The organism is Mammaliicoccus sp. A-M4 (assembly GCF_022386955.1).
GTDB classification, from domain to species: Bacteria; Bacillota; Bacilli; order Staphylococcales; family Staphylococcaceae; genus Mammaliicoccus; species Mammaliicoccus lentus.
On the sequence record NZ_JAJNHH010000002.1, the window covers coordinates 94,746 to 114,187 of the forward strand.

Annotated in this window: 18 protein-coding genes and 1 pseudogene; 11 read left to right on the plus strand and 8 right to left on the minus strand. The window is 32.5% G+C overall.

Annotation, left to right across the window (positions count from 1 at the left end; genetic code table 11):
* The first annotated feature begins 81 nt into the window (after window positions 1-81).
* From LQ682_RS02415 to LQ682_RS02430, 4 genes and pseudogenes are all read left to right on the plus strand, one after another.
* Window positions 82-483: a hypothetical protein gene (locus LQ682_RS02415; protein ID WP_103268964.1), complete on the plus strand. Its 402-nt coding sequence runs from the start codon at window positions 82-84 to the stop codon at window positions 481-483.
* A gap of 27 nt (window positions 484-510) precedes the next feature.
* Window positions 511-687, plus strand: a pseudogene (locus LQ682_RS02420) (type II 3-dehydroquinate dehydratase); the annotation flags it as partial.
* 184 nt (window positions 688-871) lie between these two features.
* The gene (locus tag LQ682_RS02425) at window positions 872-1,327 is read left to right on the plus strand and encodes a MarR family transcriptional regulator (protein ID WP_016999726.1); all 456 of its coding nucleotides are present in this window, start codon (window positions 872-874) and stop codon (window positions 1,325-1,327) included.
* Between the two features lie 24 nt (window positions 1,328-1,351).
* The gene (locus tag LQ682_RS02430; RefSeq protein ID WP_239723831.1) at window positions 1,352-1,825 is read left to right on the plus strand and encodes a peptide-methionine (S)-S-oxide reductase; all 474 of its coding nucleotides are present in this window, start codon (window positions 1,352-1,354) and stop codon (window positions 1,823-1,825) included.
* A 70-nt stretch (window positions 1,826-1,895) separates the two neighbouring features.
* On the opposite strand, the gene LQ682_RS02435 is transcribed toward LQ682_RS02430, so the two are convergent.
* The 5 genes from LQ682_RS02435 to fni form a co-directional block, all read right to left on the minus strand.
* A complete protein-coding gene (locus tag LQ682_RS02435) occupies window positions 1,896-2,972 on the minus strand; it encodes a phosphomevalonate kinase (RefSeq protein ID WP_064204410.1) in 1,077 nt (358 codons plus the stop codon).
* Between the two features lie 12 nt (window positions 2,973-2,984).
* Complete coding sequence (mvaD, locus tag LQ682_RS02440; RefSeq protein ID WP_103268962.1) at window positions 2,985-3,968, minus strand: diphosphomevalonate decarboxylase; 984 nt, start codon at window positions 3,966-3,968, stop codon at window positions 2,985-2,987.
* 5 nt (window positions 3,969-3,973) lie between these two features.
* Window positions 3,974-4,897, minus strand: coding sequence for a mevalonate kinase (mvk, locus tag LQ682_RS02445; protein WP_064204411.1), 924 nt, complete (start codon window positions 4,895-4,897; stop codon window positions 3,974-3,976).
* A gap of 114 nt (window positions 4,898-5,011) precedes the next feature.
* Entirely contained in the window at window positions 5,012-5,986 is a 975-nt protein-coding gene (locus LQ682_RS02450) for an SMP-30/gluconolactonase/LRE family protein (protein WP_064204412.1), read from the minus strand.
* A gap of 311 nt (window positions 5,987-6,297) precedes the next feature.
* Complete coding sequence (gene fni, locus LQ682_RS02455) at window positions 6,298-7,353, minus strand: type 2 isopentenyl-diphosphate Delta-isomerase (RefSeq protein WP_239723833.1); 1,056 nt, start codon at window positions 7,351-7,353, stop codon at window positions 6,298-6,300.
* Window positions 7,354-7,582: 229 nt separating this feature from the next.
* Here fni and LQ682_RS02460 point away from each other — a divergent pair, with 229 nt between their 5' ends.
* Entirely contained in the window at window positions 7,583-8,467 is an 885-nt protein-coding gene (locus LQ682_RS02460; protein ID WP_103269195.1) for an osmoprotectant ABC transporter substrate-binding protein, read from the plus strand.
* 435 nt (window positions 8,468-8,902) lie between these two features.
* On the opposite strand, the gene LQ682_RS02465 is transcribed toward LQ682_RS02460, so the two are convergent.
* On the minus strand, window positions 8,903-10,147 hold the full coding sequence (locus tag LQ682_RS02465) for a Glu/Leu/Phe/Val family dehydrogenase (protein ID WP_016999719.1): 1,245 nt from the start codon (window positions 10,145-10,147) through the stop codon (window positions 8,903-8,905).
* A 523-nt stretch (window positions 10,148-10,670) separates the two neighbouring features.
* Here LQ682_RS02465 and LQ682_RS02470 point away from each other — a divergent pair.
* The 3 genes from LQ682_RS02470 (at window position 10,671) to LQ682_RS02480 (ending at window position 12,873) form a co-directional block, all read left to right on the plus strand.
* On the plus strand, window positions 10,671-11,081 hold the full coding sequence (locus LQ682_RS02470) for a CPBP family glutamic-type intramembrane protease (RefSeq protein ID WP_239703741.1): 411 nt from the start codon (window positions 10,671-10,673) through the stop codon (window positions 11,079-11,081).
* A gap of 94 nt (window positions 11,082-11,175) precedes the next feature.
* A complete protein-coding gene (locus LQ682_RS02475; RefSeq protein WP_239723834.1) occupies window positions 11,176-12,099 on the plus strand; it encodes an AEC family transporter in 924 nt (307 codons plus the stop codon).
* A gap of 156 nt (window positions 12,100-12,255) precedes the next feature.
* Window positions 12,256-12,873, plus strand: coding sequence for an FAD/NAD(P)-binding protein (locus LQ682_RS02480; protein ID WP_239703743.1), 618 nt, complete (start codon window positions 12,256-12,258; stop codon window positions 12,871-12,873).
* A gap of 231 nt (window positions 12,874-13,104) precedes the next feature.
* Here LQ682_RS02480 and LQ682_RS02485 read toward each other — a convergent pair whose 3' ends face one another.
* Window positions 13,105-15,054, minus strand: a complete 1,950-nt coding sequence (locus tag LQ682_RS02485; protein ID WP_239703744.1) for a PTS fructose transporter subunit IIABC — start codon at window positions 15,052-15,054, stop codon at window positions 13,105-13,107.
* Window positions 15,055-15,332: 278 nt separating this feature from the next.
* Between LQ682_RS02485 and LQ682_RS02490 the strand changes: the two genes are divergently transcribed.
* The 3 genes from LQ682_RS02490 (at window position 15,333) to LQ682_RS02500 (ending at window position 17,382) form a co-directional block, all read left to right on the plus strand.
* Window positions 15,333-15,629 (plus strand): DUF3219 family protein, encoded by a 297-nt coding sequence (locus LQ682_RS02490; RefSeq protein WP_239703745.1) that lies wholly within the window; start codon window positions 15,333-15,335, stop codon window positions 15,627-15,629.
* Window positions 15,630-15,633: 4 nt separating this feature from the next.
* Window positions 15,634-16,629 carry an LLM class flavin-dependent oxidoreductase gene (locus LQ682_RS02495; protein WP_239723835.1) on the plus strand — a complete coding sequence of 332 codons (996 nt, stop codon included), beginning with the start codon at window positions 15,634-15,636 and terminating at the stop codon, window positions 16,627-16,629.
* Window positions 16,630-16,860: 231 nt separating this feature from the next.
* A complete protein-coding gene (locus tag LQ682_RS02500) occupies window positions 16,861-17,382 on the plus strand; it encodes a VOC family protein (RefSeq protein WP_239703746.1) in 522 nt (173 codons plus the stop codon).
* 189 nt (window positions 17,383-17,571) lie between these two features.
* Here the strand turns inward: LQ682_RS02500 and LQ682_RS02505 are convergent, their stop codons facing one another.
* Window positions 17,572-19,392, minus strand: a complete 1,821-nt coding sequence (locus LQ682_RS02505) for an acyltransferase family protein (protein ID WP_239703747.1) — start codon at window positions 19,390-19,392, stop codon at window positions 17,572-17,574.
* Window positions 19,393-19,442 lie beyond the last annotated feature (50 nt).

Consider the following 19,442-nt stretch of genomic DNA (forward strand, 5'->3'; position numbering starts at 1 on the left):
GATTTATAAGTTGTTCTACAATAATTTTGTGTACTTATGTGTAAATTAACAAATAAAATCACTTATAAAAGGAGGGATACAGTGAGAGATTTAGTTCATAAGATAAGTAAGTATTTTTCCAGTTTGATGACATTACATACTGAACGATTGAATTTGAAAAAAGGTATTAGACAAGGTTTGTTAATTGCTGTTCCCATCTTGATTGGTTATTTATTAGGTAGAACAGATTTAGGATTACTTGTAGCAACAGGAACATTAGCTCATATATATGCGATTAAAGGGACGTTCAAGTCGAAAGTACAAACTGTACTCGTATCTGCAATATTGCTATCTATTTGTATGTTTTTAGGTACTTTGACAGTTTGTAACCAACTTCTATTTGGTATATTGCTCGTCCTGATTTCGACTTTGGTCTTTTATGTTTTTGTTTCTTTAAAAATACCAGGACCAGCTTCTACATTTTATATTGTGCTATTTGCATAACCTATGAATTTACCGATAGAGCCAAGTGATGCATTAGCCATATTAGAATGTCCAGTTGTAGAAATTCATATGTCTAATATTCATTCACGTGAATCATTTAGACATCATTCAGTCTTTGCAGATATCGTTACAGGTCAAATGACTGGATTCGGAGTGGAAAGTTATTTACTTGGTTTAAGAGCTGCTTATTCAGCTATAAAATAATATGTAAGTTGAAGAGGTTAAGGTGCCCATGTTGTTGATATTATTTCACACATGTGAGGTTCTTTAACCTCTTTTTTCTATATTTTAATGGTGTTTAACCAAATGTTTAGGTATTTATAGTAAAATAAAAATAAGATATACAAAACATTGGAATGGAAAATGATAATCAAGGAGTTTTTGCAATATGGAGAATCGACAAGTACAGAGCATATATGTCAATCTTATAAAAGCTTCTCAAAACGTCCAAAAGGGGCTTTTTGAAATATGTAGAGAAGAAAATATTAAAGTTAATGATTTTTTAGTATTAGGAGCTTTATATCAATGGGGCGCACAATCTATCTTATCAATTAGTAAAAACGTATTAATTAAAAGTGGCAGTATGACCTATATTATTGATAAGCTTGAGAAGAAAGAATTGATTTATCGAACGCCATCTAAAGAAGATAGACGTGTTATTTTAATTGATTTAACAGAAGAAGGCTATAAACAAGCAGAAAAATTGTATAACGCTGAATTAGAAATGTTCGCTCGTATGTTTGAAAAAGCGAGTAAAAAGACTTTAGATAATGCACCTAGCGAATTGAGAGAATTAAGAGATGTTTCAGATGCGTTCGTTGAGGAAAATGGATTTAAATACTAATTTTTAATTAAGAAAGGATTAGTTATGGAAACTGTATATATAGCAGGTGGTTGTCTATGGGGCGTAGAAGCTTTCTTTAAAACTTTGCCAGGTGTCATAGATACAGAAGCTGGTAGAGCGAATGGAGAGAGTCATACATTAGAGGGTCCGTATGATGGTTATGCTGAATGTGTGAAAGTTATTTATAATCCTGAAATTGTATCTATTAATGATTTAATACATTATTTATTTGAAATTATTGATCCATATAGTGTTAATAAACAAGGGCAAGATGAAGGATTAAAGTATAGAACAGGTCTATATAGTACTGAACAAGCACATCTAGAAGAAGCTAGAGCGTTTATAAGTAGTCGAGATGATGCCAGTCAAATAGCTGTAGAAATTAAGTTATTAACTAACTACATAAAAAGCGCTCCAGAACATCAAGATAGATTAACTAAATACCCAAACGACTACTGTCATATACCTAAGGCATTGTTAAAAAAGTATCAAAATTAATATAAAACGCCACATAAAAAATGAATTTATTTCATTTTTTATGTGGCGTTTTTAGTTTTAAAAACTTTAGTTATTGTCCGTGATATATATTAAATAATAACGGTTTGATACAATTTTTTGTCCATTCGTCGTATATTTTTTGTTTGTTAATATTATTTTCTACTATTGTAATACCGCAATCTCCACCGCCAGCGCCAGACGTTTTACTTGCGCCACCAAATTTCTCACCAATATCACATAGTTTCTTAAGGTGTGTTGTTTCTATATCAATTGTAGCAAGTGAATCTAATTTTTGGATGATTTTTCGATTTTGTCGAATCATCTCCTGCACGCCTTGTATATAATTTGTCTTAAATGAATGGATGAGCTGTTCTACATACATTTGAGATTTTTCTAAAAATTGACTGTAGAATATAGGATCTGCTTTTAAACGTTTCACTTCACTTACTAAGTGGTGTGAAGAAGCGGGCGACCCAGTCCAACCGATTAATACTTCCATACGTTCAGGGGCTTGTAACGGTTCTATATGAAGGCCAGGCCAATTTTTCTTAAGTACTTCATTGACTGATGTAGCTTCGATTTGTTCTTTTACCCATACATGATCAAAAGTACTATAAACTAACCAACCTGTGTATACACTGACGGCGATATCACCACAAGAACTTAAACTTTGTAATTTCATGTTTGCGATAACAGCGAGTTTATAAATGTATAGATTAGATAATTGTAAGTTATAAAATTCATTCAAAGCTTTGACTACAGAGACTAATACAGCAGCACTTGATCCAATTCCATATTTATGACCATTTGCATCGTCTAAATTACTATCAATTGTAATATTGAATGGTCTCATTGGTATATTGAAACTTTTCGCGTATTGTTCAAAGACTTCGATTGCTTGTGTAATATATTTTAATTGTTCAGCAGCATCAGTATCTGAAACAATAATATTATCTTCAGCTCTTATAAATGTTACAGGCTCATGATGCAAGGTTTTGGAATGTATTAACCCTGTATTTCCATTTGTATCTTCTATTGTGGCTGTAACAAAACGATCTACTGCTATTAGTACGGATTTGTATCCAGGTTCAGTCACTGCGTATTCTCCAGCAATGTATAATTTTCCTGGGGCTTTCACTTGAATCATTTTATCTCTTCCTTATTCTAAAATTTCAATTCCTGTGTGCGTGATATCACTCGCAATTATTTGTTCTTCTTTAAAATGTTGAAGTAATGCATTTAAAATGTATTGCTGATTTTTCTTCTCTGTTAGAATTTTCACATTCGGCCCCGCGTCCATTGTAAAGTAACAAGGGTATCCGGCTTCGCGACATTGGTGAACAATTTCCATCACGAGATAACTATCAGGTACTAAATATGTGAAAGGCGGCTGAGCACCTAAATTGGTAGCATGCATGCGTAAACCATTTTCTTCTATAACTTCACCTAAATGTTTAAAGTCTTTGTTGTTAATTGCTTCTTTTACAGATTGAATATCTTCATCAACATGATCTAACCAATATTGATAAAAGCGGGAAGTCTGTCTTGTATGAGACATACCAGAACGGCTAGAAACCTTCTTAGATTTATCATTAATTACGACAAAAACCATAGAGAGTTCATTTTCCCAGTCATTTGCATCGATAGCGTGAGCATAAGACGTTTCATCATCATGTCCCTTTTCCCATTCTGCAAATCCACCAAAAATACTTCTAGATGCTGAGCCTGAACCTCTACGAGCTAGTCTAGATAAATCTTTCTTAGACATGTTTAATTGTAAGGCTTCATTACATGCTGCCGATAATGCTGCATATGCACTTGCTGACGAAGCAAGTCCAGCGGCTGTTGGTACATAATTTATACTTTCGATATATGCATACATGGAGGTTTGGCTTCGTTCTCTAACGAGGTCCATAAAGCGGTAAATTTTCTTAGCTTCGTCATCACTCACTTCTTCTCCATTCAATATTAATGTATCTTTAGTATATTCTGGATTGAAAGTGACTTTCGTATCCGTGTAAAAACGGTCTAGTGTGACCGATAAACTATTATTCATTGGAAGAATTAAATCTTCGTCTGCTTTACCCCAATATTTTATTAAAGCAATATTAGTATGGGCACGCGCTTTACCACAGTTGTTCAATCTGATTAACCTCCTAAATATTCAATCCAAGTATGGTGTGCACCAAATTCAAGAGCACTGGCTGATATTTTTTCAGCAGTTCCAAGATCTTGAGCTAATACAATCATACTGCCTCCACGACCACCGCCAGTTAATTTCCCAGCAATAGCACCTTGATTTTGACTTAATTCAAGAAGTGCTTCTATTTGATCATGACTAACAGTAAGTTTGCGTAAGTTTTCTTGAGAAAGCTTAAAAATATGCGCTAATTGATTGAAGTCATTATTGTTGATTGCTTGATTCGCTTCGTGCACAAGCACGCCAATATGTTCTACATATTGCATATATTCTTGACTATTATCACATAAACGGTGAACATCTTCTACTGCCTTTTTAGTAGAACCTCTTACACCAGTATCAATTACAACCATATATCCTTCTATAGCTAAAGGTTTTAAAGTCGTTACTTCACCTTGTTGGAACCATACGGGCTTATTCGAAACAATGGTTTGTGTGTCTATACCACTAGGTTTACCATGTGCAATTTTTTCTGCCCAATTTGCTTCTTCAATGAGTTTTTCATCAGAAAGAGGCTTGTTTAAATAATTATAACTTGCTCTTATAAAAGCTATTGCCATCGCTGCACTAGAACCTAGACCTCTAGACGGCGGTAAGTTTGTTTCAAATGTAACATTAATAGGTTGGGGTATTTCATATTTATTAATGAAACGGGTTACAACTAATTTAATATGTTCAGGTGCTTCATCTAGAAACCCTTCGTATACATCACTATTAATAAAAGAACGTTCATTTTCTTTCAATGATGTTATCGTTGCTTTAACTACACCAGATTTAAAGGGAATAGCAATTGCAGGTTGTCCAAATGTTACAGCGTGTTCTCCTATTAAAATAACTTTCCCATTTGCTTCCCCGTATCCTGTTTGTGTCATACTTCAATCACCTTTAGCACTTTCAAATTTTTTTCATTTTTAATAACACTTTACCATTATAAAACTACTGTCAAATATATTCAAAGACCTTACCTTAAAATTTCCATTTATTCATTAATGAAATTGGTAACTATTATGACCTTTTGCAAATCCTTTTGCTGTAAACAACCAAGAATCTCCGCCACTTTCAATATCATTAGCACAAATGATTAATTGGTTTGTACCAGGAATAAAGGCAGGGTGGGTAGACCTTAACATGTGACCTTCGTCACGTCCGGGCATTAAAATTTGTCCAATTGGATAGCCTCGCTTATTAAATACAAGCACTCTACCTTGACCGTACATTGCTACGTAAAGATTGTCGTCACTATCAATACAGCATGAGTCCGGACCTTCGTGACCCGTAAAGTGATAAGGTATAGAAGCACCAAATGGCTCAATTGTTACACCATCTTCTTCTAATGAAATGCGATGTAATCTATTGGCATTCGTTTCAGTAACCCATAGTACACGCTCATCTGTACTTAAAGCTATACCATTAGCGACAGAAATATTTTGAATGATTGGTGTGATTGATTGATGATCGGGCGATACATAATATACGCCACCCAGAGGATTTGTTGAATAACCTCTAAAATCAGTGAAGTAAAATCCACCTTTACTATCAAATACTAAATCATCTACACAATATTCAGTGTCTATATCTGAAACTATACTTTGAGGGTTTTTGCCATCAGAGTCAACTGAAATAATGCCGCCGGAATCTTTAAAATTCCCTAAATAACATAAATATAAACGACCATCTTTATGAATTTTTACAGCAGCAGGGTTTGTTTTTTCAGATTGAAAGACTGTATTTACTTTCTTCTCGGGTAAATCAACGCGAAATATTTTTCCACCAAAAACTTCACACAAAAATAAATTATGGTCTCTGTCGAAACATAAACCTTCAAGTTGAAGTCCTTCGTCTGAAATTTTTAACCATGGTTCAGCTGTAACTGTTTGTAAATTTTGTTCACCTGAAAGGAGTGGTACTGCACTTTTAGAAGCTTCTGTATAGTAAAGAGTTGGAATTTCTTTATGAGTCATAACACATTCTCCTTTATCGTTATATTATTCATTTAAATCTATGTAAATAATAAAAGATATCTTCTATATATGCCTTTTATATTATCACTTAATATCATATATTAAAAATTAAAAAATATGTTGAAATATTACTTATAAACAATATGTATACATAGGTAATATATAAAGGTTTAGAAAACAAAATTTAAAGATAAATGTTTATATATATAAGAAAAAACTCCTAAAGTTATTTGATGTCGAACTTTAGGAGTGTACTTCATAGTTTGGTTTATATAACAAAGGAACAACTCATAATTATGTCCCTGATATGTTTATTTTAACTTATCATTAATGGACTTTGTACGTTGATCAACGTAACTTTGTAAATCTGGAGAAAATACGTAGTCTATTGCTTTTAATTCAGATATTTTCGAGGCATTTAGTAAATTCGCAATGATATACATTTGTTCTATAAATTGCTTCATGTTATCAATTGTATGTTCTAATCCAAATTCATCTAGTTGTTTAAGGACGTAGCCTGATAATCCGACCGCTTCTGCTCCTAATACTAAACACTTTATAGCATCGAGAGGATTTTTAACGCCACCGCTAGCTAATACATGAATGTCTGTCGCCAATAATTTTGCTTCTATTAGACTTTGTACGGTACTTTGCCCCCACATATTTAAAAATGCCATGTCTTTTAAAGGACGTCTTTGATTCTCGATATCTGCAAAGTTTGTTCCACCTCTACCACTCACATCAACATATTGGATACCGATATTTTTAACTTTTTGAATAGTTTCAGCGCTCATACCAAAACCAACCTCTTTAATGATAACGGGTACGCTTATATGTTCTTTAATCTCTTTTATATTTGTTAACCAGTGTTCAAATTCAGTATCACCTTCAGGCATAATAAGCTCTTGAGGTGCATTAACATGAATTTGTAATGCATCAGCTTGTAAGAGGTCGATAGACTTTTGCGCATTTTTATAGCCAATATCGGCACCAACGTTACTAAAAATAATACCGTCTGGATTTTCTTCTCTTACAACTGTAAAGCTATATTCGGCATTTGGGTCTTTCAACGCTGAATGAGTAGAACCAACAGCCATAGGAATTTGACAAGCCTTCGCAATTTGAGCGAGTTGTTTGTTGATGAGTGCAGCACGCTCGCTACCGCCAGTCATCGCATTTATATAAACAGGATGTTTAAAAGTAAAATGAGAGAGCTTAACAGATAAATCTATTTGATTTTTGTTAATTGAAGGAATGGATTGATGAATTAGCTGAACCTTATCAAAATCAGTTCCCTTTGCTTGATAAGTATCTAAAGCTAATTGTATATGTTCATTCTTTCTAATGCTTCTTAATGAGTCGTCCATTCATTTATCCTCCATGCATCTATATGTTAAATGTTTTATTTTTATCTCATTCATATTATATCAGTTGTCATATTGAATATAAACTAAACAATATAATAATGGGCAGTCTTTAACCGGTCCACTATGTAGGGTATAAAACAAAATTAATTATTTGTGATAATATAATATTATATAAATATAAAACTTATGGAGGAGAAAAGTTATTAAACTAAGAAAATTTACTTTAATTATGATTTGTACACTATTATTAAGCGGTTGTACATTGCCTGGTATAGGTGGTGCTTCACCTCAAACTGTGAAAATTACAGCACTTGCGACAAGTGAGTCTCAAATTATGGCACATATGATTCGACTGCAAATTGAGCATGATACTGATGGGGAAGTTAAACCTGTTATTGTAAATAACCTCGGGTCTGCTGTTATTGAGCATAATGCAATCATGAATGATGACGCTCAAATTTCTGCTACAAGATATACGGGTACAGATTTAGTCGGTGCATTAGATTCTGATCCTATTACAGATACTAAAAAAGCAGAAAAAGCGGTTAAAGCTGGTTTTCAAAATAAATTTAATCAAACATTTTTCGACTCTTACGGATTTGAAAATACTTTTGCTTTTACTGTGACGAAAGAAACAGCAGAAAAATACAACTTGAAAAAAGTATCAGATTTAGAGAAACATAAAGATGAATTGAGAGTAGCAAGTGATGCTACATGGATTAAACGTGAAGGTGATGGTTATCCAGCATTCGCAAAAGCTTACGGATTTGAATTTAAAAATATACGCACAATGCAGATTGGACTCGTATATGATGCATTGAAGAATAAAAGCATCGATGCAGCACTTGGTTATACGACAGATGGAAGAATTGCAGCATATGATTTAGTGACATTAGAAGATGATCGTCATTTCTTCCCACCATATGATGCAAGTCCTTTAGCAACAAATGAGTATTTGAAGAAGAATCCAAAAGCTAAAAAGTCTATAGAAAAATTAATTGGCAAAGTATCTACTGAAAAAATGCAAAAACTGAATTACCGAGCAGATGGTAAAAAAGAAGAACCAGCTGTTATAGCGGAAAAGTTCTTAAAGAAGCATAATTATTTTGAGTAGTAACAAAACGGTAGATGACGAAGCGAATAAGAAATTAAATTAATGATAATAAGCTGAGACATTTATTAGTGTTTCAGCTTTATTATTGAATTAGAGAGAAAGAAATAAGAGGGATGTGTTTGGATTAACGAGATAGAAAATCCAATAAGAAGGTATGTACTTGGATTAATGTCATAGAAAATCCAATAAGGGTGTATGTATTTGTATTATTGTTGTAGTTAATCCAATAAGAGTGTGGTTAATTGGATTATTGTCGTAGTAAATCCAATAAAAGTGTGTTTACTTGGATTAATGTCATAGAAAATCCAATAAGGGTGTGTGTACTTGTATTATTGTCTTAGAAGATCCAATAAAAACCCCTCACTATAAGCTATAGTGAGGGGTTTAATAGTTCATTTAAAAATATATTAAGCCTAGTTGTATCAACTGTTTATCTTACGCCCAACCTCTGAAACGTGTTGCTTCTGCTGTTCTTCTAACACCAACAACATAAGCTGATAAACGCATATCTAAGTTTCTATTTTGTGAAATTTCGTATACTTTATCAAACGCTTCTACTAGTTTCTCTCTTAATAGTCGATTGACTTCTTCTTCAGACCAATATAATCCATCATTGTTCTGTACCCACTCAAAGTAAGAAACAGTAACACCACCAGCACTTGCTAAAACGTCAGGGATTAATAAAACATCCTTTTCTGTTAAGATGCGCGTTGCTTCTTGTGTAGTAGGTCCATTAGCAGCTTCTGCTACAATCTTAGCTTTAATTTTTGGTGCGTTGTCTGCTGTGATTTGGTTTGCTAAAGCAGCTGGTACTAAAATATCACAATCAATTTCGAAAAGTTCTTCGTTTGTAATAAGGTCATCGAACAGTGGTGTAATACGACCGTGTTCTTTTCTAAGTTCTAGTAAATGATCAATATCTAAGCCATCTGGATTGTATAAAGCACCACGACTTTCAGATATACATACAATTTTAGCGCCTTTATCGTGAAGAATTTTAGCAATAAAGCTACCTGCGTTACCAAAACCTTGAATAACAACACGTGAATCTTCTATATTAATATTCTTACGTTTGGCCGCTTCTTCAATAGTGATGACTGCACCTAAAGCAGTTGCTTGTTCACGTCCTAATGAACCACCTAAACTAAGTGGTTTACCTGTAATAAAGTTTGGCGCGTTTACTTTATTCATTAAACTATACTCATCCATCATCCAAGACATAGTTTGTGCATCTGTATACACATCAGGTGCAGGGATGTCTTTTGTAGGTCCGACGATTTGAGAAATTGCTCTAACATAACCGCGTGATAAACGTTCCACCTCAGTCTTACTCATATCATGAGGGTCACATTGGATGGCACCTTTACCACCACCGTACGGTAAATTAACAATGCCACATTTTAATGTCATCCACATAGATAAAGCTTTAACTTCATTTTCATCGACATCTGGATGGAAACGAATACCGCCTTTTGTAGGTCCAACTGAATCATTATGTTGAGAACGATAGCCTGTAAAAGTTTTTACTGAACCGTCGTCCATTCTAACTGGTATACGAACTTTAAAGAATCTCATTGGCTCTTTGATTAATTCATAAAGGCCATCATCGTAACCTAATTTATGTAATGCCTCTTTTACAATACTCTGTGTAGAAGTTACTAAATTACTATTTTCATTCATAGTTGACTCTCCTATTCTCTGTCTAGAAAAAACATGCTAAAGTAAATAATAATACGAATAAAAAAATAATTCAATATAATTAACTGAATTTACAAAAAACTCTAAAAAGTTATTTAATAAATAGTATATTGGAAATTTAATAAAAAAGCGAATTAGATTATGAAAAAAGACTCATCTTACAAATGAAATATAAGTAACTTTATTATAATATTTCTTCATTATTAGTATCGGAAAAGTATGGATATGTTTTGATTGGTATTTAATGGAAAGTGGTGTTATAATATGAATTAGCTGTTATTAATATAATGAGTATAATAACTATCTAGTGTATAAGCAGGCGTCTCTTTTTTATTTGTGATTTAAAAAAACTATTGCTTATGACGTAACGTCATAAATTATACTTGTCTTAAATTTCGACAAGGAGTGTTATAAATGAAAATCAATCTAAAACCATTGCTAGTCTATGTTTCAATTATTATTTTAAGTTTGTTAGTTAGTTGGCCTTTTTTTAGGTATGGGGAATTTGGTTTTTAATAGTGGCCCAGAAGATATGATTGTAGAAAAAGCTTCTTTTATTAATTTACTTGGCGGGATATCTTACGGAGGTATAATAGAAGAACTTATCACGAGATTCAGGTTAATGACGTTTATAACATTTATGTTAATTAAGATTTTTAAAAGAAAAACAACTTTCATTTATATAATAAGTATCATATTATCAGCAGTGATATTTTCTTTAGGTCATCTTCCTTCAGAATTAGTAGGAATAGATGAACATTATTTTATAATCATTGTTAAAGTTATTACTCTTAATACATTTGCAGGAACAGTTTATGGTTTTCTTTATTATAAATACTATTTAGAAAGTGCCATGCTCGCACACGTTTTTACACATATGACAATGCAAACTTTATATTTATTTTCATTTGAGTAAATATACTTTTAAAATGAAATTTCTTTTAATAAGTTTACATTATACTAATTAAGAATGATATTATGGATTTAATGTGTTTTAAAGGGGTGTTCGGATGGCTGAAATGATTTTTATTTTAAAGAGTGTCTTATTGCCTATTTTTATTATGATTTCATTGGGGTATGTTTTACAGAAACGATTTAAATTGGATTTAAGTACATTAGCTAAATTAAATATAAATGTATTTGTTCCAGGATTTATTTTTGTTAAATTTTATAAAACAAGTTTGGCACTAGACATGCTTTTTTACGTTATGGTTTTCTTCATTATATATGTAGCCTTATTATATGTGGCTGCGTATTCCATTTCTAAAGTTCAAAATCTCGATAAAGCTAAAGCGACAACGCTTAATAATAGTGTTCTCTTTTTCAACTCTGGGAATTATGGGGCACCTGTTAATGATTTAGTCTTTAAAAGTGATCCGGTCGCGATGTCTGCACAAGTTATTGTCTTAACGATGCAAAATATTTTTACATTTACATATGGTGTGTTTGCGATTCAATCTGTTCAAATTGGTAAACTAAAAGCATTGTTAAATTATTTTAAAATGCCTATCATTTACGCGTTAGTTTTAGCAGTTATTTTAAATTATAACGATGTTGCTGTTCCAGATTTTATTTGGACTACTGTGAGTTATCTTTCAGGTGCAATGATTGCAATTGCACTTATATTATTAGGTGCTCAAATTGCTAATATTAAATTTAGTTTTAAGTGGACATCTTCTTATATTTATATCTTTATTAGACTTATTATAGGACCTTTAATTGCTTTAGCCATTATTAAAGTTATGGGAATCGATGGTGTTGTAGGTCAAACGCTATTTATCGCCTCTGCAATGCCGACTTCAGTTAACAGTTCAGTTATCGCACAAGAATATGATAATTATCCTGAACTCGCTGCAGAATTGGTCTTCTTATCAACGTTATTCAGTGTTATCACTGTTGTAATCGTTATATATTTATCACAAATGATTTTTTAAAATAGAATATTGAAGATGAGTCCGAGACATAAAGAATAGTCTCGGACTTTTTCGTTATTCTGAAAATCATTTGCAAATTGCTTATATAATAAGGTATTATATAAATCATAATCGTTACGATTTAAAGGTAATTATAAAAGGGATAAAGGTGATAATATGAAATGGACCATTGTTGGCGGAGGTATACATGCGATAACAATTGCACTTAAATTGAAGACTTTAGGTTTAAATAACAAAGATTTAAAAATTATAGATCCTCACGATGTCTTTTGTCATCAATTTGATAAACGTACAAATGATATCAGTATGCCGTTCTTAAGATCTCCGATTGTACATCATGTTCATCCAAATCCTTTTCATTTAAAACAATATTATAAGAAGCATGATTATGCAGGAGGCGTATACGGTCAATATAAAAGGCCACAACGTGAAATGTTCATGCATCATATTTATGAGCTAATAGAACATTACAATTTAACTGAATGTCATATTAAAGATTCAGCAGTCGATATAAAGAAAACTGAAGAAACTTGGTTAATTAGACTAGAGAGCGGTGAAGCAATAAATTCAGATGTAGTTGTTATAGCATCAGGATGTAATCATCAGCCTAAAATACCTAGTATGTATAAAGGACAAGAAGATATACAACACATATTTGAAGAAACAGATATTCAATACAAATCAACGTCTCATGTTATAGGTAGTGGTATTTCAGCTGCTCATTTAACCTTAAAATTGATTTATATGTCGATATTAAAATGTACATACTTATAAAATCAAAAGTATATGTATTAAATTATCATTACCATTACAGCGCTAAAGTGCTTGTTTACGAACTATAGCCCGTTAAAACCGACTAATTTCCTTATATATATATAATAAGAGCCTGGGACATAATCAATGTCTCAGGCTCTTTTATTATATTGGCAGTAGCTGGCATGATTGCCGGGGTAGGACTAAGATATCTGTATAGGAAAATTAATTTTCTGCCTTAATCCTTTATTTTTATATTTCTTGTAATATATTATAAATTTCTTGATTATCTTTTGCTTCTATTAAACTATTACGGATGTCATCATTCATTAAAGCACGTGATAAACGTTGTAATAATTTTAAGTGTGTATCATCACTATCGCTTGGAACAGCAATTAAGAAGACTAATTTTGGTAATGTGCCATCTAAACTTTCCCAATCTACACCATGCTTGTTATTTAATACAGCTACAACAGGTTGTTTTACTGCTGATGATTTACCATGTGGAATGGCTACGTTCATACCTATTGCTGTTGTAGATTGTGATTCTCTTTCTAATACTGCTGAAAGTAAACTTTGTTCATCATCAATGTAGTCGTGAGATTTTAATTGAGTTATTAAGTTTTCTATTACTTGATCTCTCGTCATTGATTCATCAGATAAAGAAATAATATTTTTATCAAACACGTTCATTTCATCATTACTATCTTCAGTCGATTCATTCGTATGAGTCGTGTTTTGTTCTTGACTAAATTCATTTGTACTGCCACTTGTGTCGGCAACACCAGCTGTTTCTGTAGCTAAATTATCAGGTTTTTTCAACATTAAAGCAGCGGTCATAGTTACAAGACTACCTACAATAACTGCTATAAAGAACCATAATATTTGTTCGATTCCACCAAGCACTGCAACGATTGGTCCACCATGAGCCACTTTATCACCAACGCCCCCAATTGCGGCGATAGCAGCAGCTACCATTGCACCAATCATATTTGAAGGGATAATACGTAACGGGTCTTGAGCAGCAAATGGTATTGCGCCTTCTGTAATACCGAATAATCCCATTGTAAATGAAGCTTTACCCATTTCGATTTCACTTTTGTTAAATTTACGTCTGTTTACAAATGTTGCTAAACCTAAACCAATAGGTGGAGTACATACCGCAACAGCAACCATACCCATAACAGCATAGTTACCTTCAGCAATCAGCGCTGAACCAAATAAGAATGCTACTTTGTTTACTGGACCACCCATATCAAATGCAATCATAGCACCTATAATGAGGGCTAGTAGAACAATATTTGCGCCTTGCATGCCTTTCAACCAAGAAGTTAATCCTTCAAATATACTCGCAATAGGTGCGCCTATTAAGAATATAAATATGAGCCCAACAATAAAGGATGAAATAATTGGAATAATAATGATAGGCATAATTGGTGCCATCGCTTTAGGAACTTTGATGTTTTTAATCCATTTTGCTATATAACCAGCGATGAAACCAGCAATAATACCACCTATAAAACCAGCACCAGCTTCACTTCCATAAAAACTACCGTCAGCTGCAATAGCCCCACCAATCATACCAGGGACTAAACCAGGTTTATCAGCAATACTATAGGCGATATAACCAGCAAGAATAGGGACCATGAAACTAAATGATAAAGTACCTATATCTTCAACTGATTTCCAAAATGAACCGTCAGGGATTTTTAAACCACCTGGAGTCGTTTCACCACCGATAGTTAAAGATATAGCGATAAGAAGACCCCCAACAACAATAAATGGAACCATGAAGGAAACACCATTCATTAAATGTTGATAGACCATTTGAAGACCACTTTTATTGTTGTCGTCTTCGTCATATTCTTCATTTTCATCACGATTTACATGATGTACATGTGCATCTTTATCAATAATACGTTGAATGAGACCTTGTGGATTATGAATGCCTTCTCTAACATTTTCGTTGATTAATAATTTACCATCAAACCTTGATAAATCAACCTGTCTATCAGCAGCAATAATAATACCGTCAGCTTCTTTAATCTCCTTCGCTGTAAGGACATTCTCAGCGCCGACACCACCTTGCGTCTCGACTTTAATGTCTACACCCATGTCCTTAGCAGCTTGCTCTAATTTTTCTTGAGCCATATAAGTATGCGCTATCCCGTTAGGACAAGATGTTATAGCCAATATCTTCATATTTACACATCCCTTTGTTTCCTTTTAAATTAAATATGTTTAAATATTTCATATTCAATATAATTTTAATCATTAATTTTCTATTTAACAAGCTAAGTTAATAAATATATAAATTTATATTTGTGAATTTTGAAAATATAAAAAGTAGTGTCATTCATTCACCATAAACAAAATATAAGTAATAAGGGTATATAAATATTATACTGAGTATATAGAAGTAATGTGCAAACTAATTAACAAAATGCACATAGTCAAGCGGCAACAAAAGGAGAGATAATGTGGTTAAAGAAATATATATAGATGATACTTTAATTTCAGTAACGCATTTTGACGATTCGAAAGATAACGGTGCTTATACGGTTTTAATTGAATTTGACGTAACGAGTGAGGAATATCATGATATAGCCGTTTTATTATATAAAGAAGTGTTCGATATTCGTATTCCTGAAAAGGATATTTCGTTTAGAGGTAAGATTTATAACTATTCAACTTCACTTACAAACTTGTATAAAGAAGGAGAAGTTGCGCAATATAGATTAGTGTTAACTGAAGTACCAGAAGAAGTAAAGGACTGAGTTTATGAGGTTAAGCATATTGGATCAATCGCCAGTTTCATCAAATCAAACGTCACGTGAAGCTTTAAATCATTCTTTGAAGTTAGCTCAGATAGGTGAGTCACTTGGTTATACGAGATATTGGTTAACGGAACATCACGATTTACAACATCTTGCAAGTTCAACTCCAGAAGTGTTGTTAGGTTATATTGGTGGACATACTGAAACGATTCGAATTGGAGCGGGTGCTATTTTACTGCCACACTACAGACCTTATAAAGTGGCAGAAATATTCAATACTTTAGCTACTTTATTTCCTAATCGCATAGATTTAGGTATCGGTAGAGCACCAGGTGGTTCAGCAGAAGCGACTAATGCTTTGTCTACAAATTATTTGCAGAAAGTCTTTGCTTTACCTGAATTGTTAGAAGAACTGTTGAATTTTTTAGATGGTAGTTTTCCAGATGGACATGAGTTTAAATCTTTATCAGCGTTACCTAAGCCAGAAAAGTCTGCAACACCATGGTTATTAGGCACAAGTGAAAAGAGTGCGAAACTTGCTGCTAAAAATGGATTGCCATATACTTTTGGTTATTTTATGAGTGACAATAAAGGCACTGAAATTATTCAAACGTATAAGGACAATTTCGTGAAAAGATATGAGAACCAAGAACCAGAAGTCATTCTTACAGTATCAGTTGTTTGTGCTGAAACGAATAAAAAGGCGGAGGAAATAGCATTAAGCAGTTTAATTTGGTCTATTCAAAAAGAAAAGTTAGAAGATGAAAATGGAGTACCTTCAATTGAAGCGGCTAAGCAATATAAACTCACTGATAAAGAGAAAGAAAAAATCGAAAATATGAAACGACAAATGATTATCGGTGACCAAAAAACAGTGAAGACTCAATTAAAAGCACTTGAAAAAGAATATGAGTGTGATGAAATTATGATAAACACGGTAACGTATTCTCTAGATGATAAATTTAATTCTTATTGTTTAATAGCAGAGGTATTATTATAAAGGTATTCATTATTTTGCTATATGAATATCAAAATAGGATGGTGATGAGCATGTTACTTTTAATAGGTAAAATAATCATCTCAGTAGGGCTTGTTGTTGGCTCAATCATAGAAGAAACAATACGGTCTAAAAAGAAAAAAGAACGCAACAAAGATTTATAATACTTTATTTTAATTAAATAATATTTATTGTTATGATAAATAGGAATGAATTCATAAGGAGTGATACATTTTGGGTATATCGAGAGGTATAAATCATATAGGTTTAACGGTCCCGAATATTGAAGATGCTACAAAATTCTTTAAAGAAGGACTAGACGGTAAAATTGCTTATGATAGTCAGAAGAAAGATGAAAGCCCCCGTGATGGAGAACATGTAGAACATATTCTTGGGTTAGAAGAAGGGGCAAAAATTATAAAAAAAAGAATGATGGTATTTGGCAATGGTCCGAATATAGAAATGTTTGAATTTCAAGATGCTAAACAAGCAAAACCAGCTTCGTTGCAAGATATTGGTTTTACGCATATTTCATTTTACGTAGATGATTTTGAAAAAGCTTTTGAACAAATTCAAAAAGCAGGTGGAGAACCCATTTCACAACCACATGACAATACAAAATACGAAGACACTGCAGGTAATAAAACGGTTTATGTTAAAGCGCCATGGGGCAGTTTGATAGAGTTACAAACAGTACCAGAAGGGTTTTATTATCCTTCTGACAGTGAAGCGGAAGTATTTATCCCAAAGAAATAATTAAAAAATGGGAGTGGGACAGAAATCTCATTTTATTAAAAAGATTTCGTAGTCCCACCCTGGCAAGGATGACTAGGTATGAAAAAAGCTTGTTATAAGCGCATTTTCATACCAGTCAGCTACTGCCAATACAAAAAGAGAGTCTGGGACAATTATTTATGTCCCAGACTCATTTTTTTATAATTATATCTATTTATCATTGAGGTGATTATCTATTTCTTCTACGAGAGCCCTCACGCCTTTATATTCAAGATGAACACCATCGTATGCAAAGTAGTCAGAATGTCCTTTAGCTTTGCTGTGCCAATCTATTAGATGAACATTATTTTTTTGACTTGCAAGCTTGTATAATTTTTTGTTTACATCGTCTTCCCAATCTCTTGGTACATGTGTGTTTACTAAATAGACTTGTGATTTTCCGAATTTATTAACCAATTCTTTTAATTTTTCATATGTAAAATCTCCATTTGTACCAAGTTCAATTACGACTTTATGTTTTGATGTCGTGTATTTACTGTATTTGTCTTTAACCAATGGGATGGCGTCATTTAAATTTCTACCAACTTTGCCATCTATTATGGAAGAAGGATAATTTTGATGAAGTTGTTTACCGATATCGACCATTACAGAGTCTCCTATAAATAATGGTACTGGCTCGTCTTTATTAGATTCCGTATTTTTGTGATCAGTTAGTTCTTTGTTTACTGAAATTGGTGGAACAGGTTTGATGATACTTTTATCATCGGTTTCTTTACCTGAAGTTTGAAAAGAAGTTAAATTTTCTTTCGTTTTATTTTGATGTAAGTAATCAAAATGTCCAAATAATGTTAAAGATGTTACGCCGATTAATAAAATGATTATAGTAATACGCATAAATATAAACTTGAGGTGCCCTTTAGGTATTACTAAATATTTAAACCCATATTTTCTAAATGGAATCTCCACATAACGATATGAAAATTCAGCAAATAAAATCGTTAAACAAATTTCTATTATTATTATGTATATAGGAATTTGCCCTTGCACAAAGTGACGATTTATAAAAACTATAACTGGATAATGCCATAAGTATAAGCTGTAAGATCTTTGTCCAATCCATAAGAATAATGGATTACCTAATGCTTTAGATAACAATGTACTTGGGTGAACACTGCTTGCTATAGCTGGTAAAGTTAATAAAGATATTATATAAATACCGCCAAAATAAAACCAATTATCACTTGAAGATACTGTGAACATGAAGAAAAGTAAAATAAATAAAGATACTAAACCAATGAATTCTATACTTAACTTTAATGGAATAGCGACATGACGCTTTAATCTAAATGGCGGCCAAATATAAGCTAACAACACTCCAAGTAATAATGTTTGTAATCTAGTATCAGTACCGAAGTATACACGAGAGTTATCTGCATTAGGCTGTGCTAAAAATATCATGATTAATACTGATATAATAGAAACAATAAAAGTCCATAAGACTGCCTTCTTATTAAACACGCCCTTTTTAAAAAACAACGAAAGGAAAATTGGCCATATGATATAAAATTGTTCTTCTATAGCTAAACTCCATAAATGTTTTAAAGGCATTAATTTGAAACTATCAAAGTAACTTACATGATGAAAAATATACCACCAATTCGAAACATAAAATATTGCTGCTATAGCATCGTGTCTCACATCTTTTATAATAGATGGTTCAAATAATAATGTATAAATACAGACACTAGCAATGAGAAACAATACTGCAGGTAATAATCTTTTAATTCTCTTTTCCCAAAAATGTAATAAATTAATATGTCCATTTTGCTGAAATTCATTTAACAATAAACTTGTAATTAAATAACCAGAAATGACGAAGAAAGTATCAACGCCGATAAAACCACCAGACAACCATTTAGGGTTTAAATGATAAATAATTATAGCGATAACAGCAATGGCTCGTAACCCGTCCAAACCAGGCAAATACCTAGTGTTTAATGACATAGCTGTCTTTGGATTCTTAGAAATCATTTCCGAATCTCCTTAATATATAAAATAACCTTAATAGACAAAATTATATC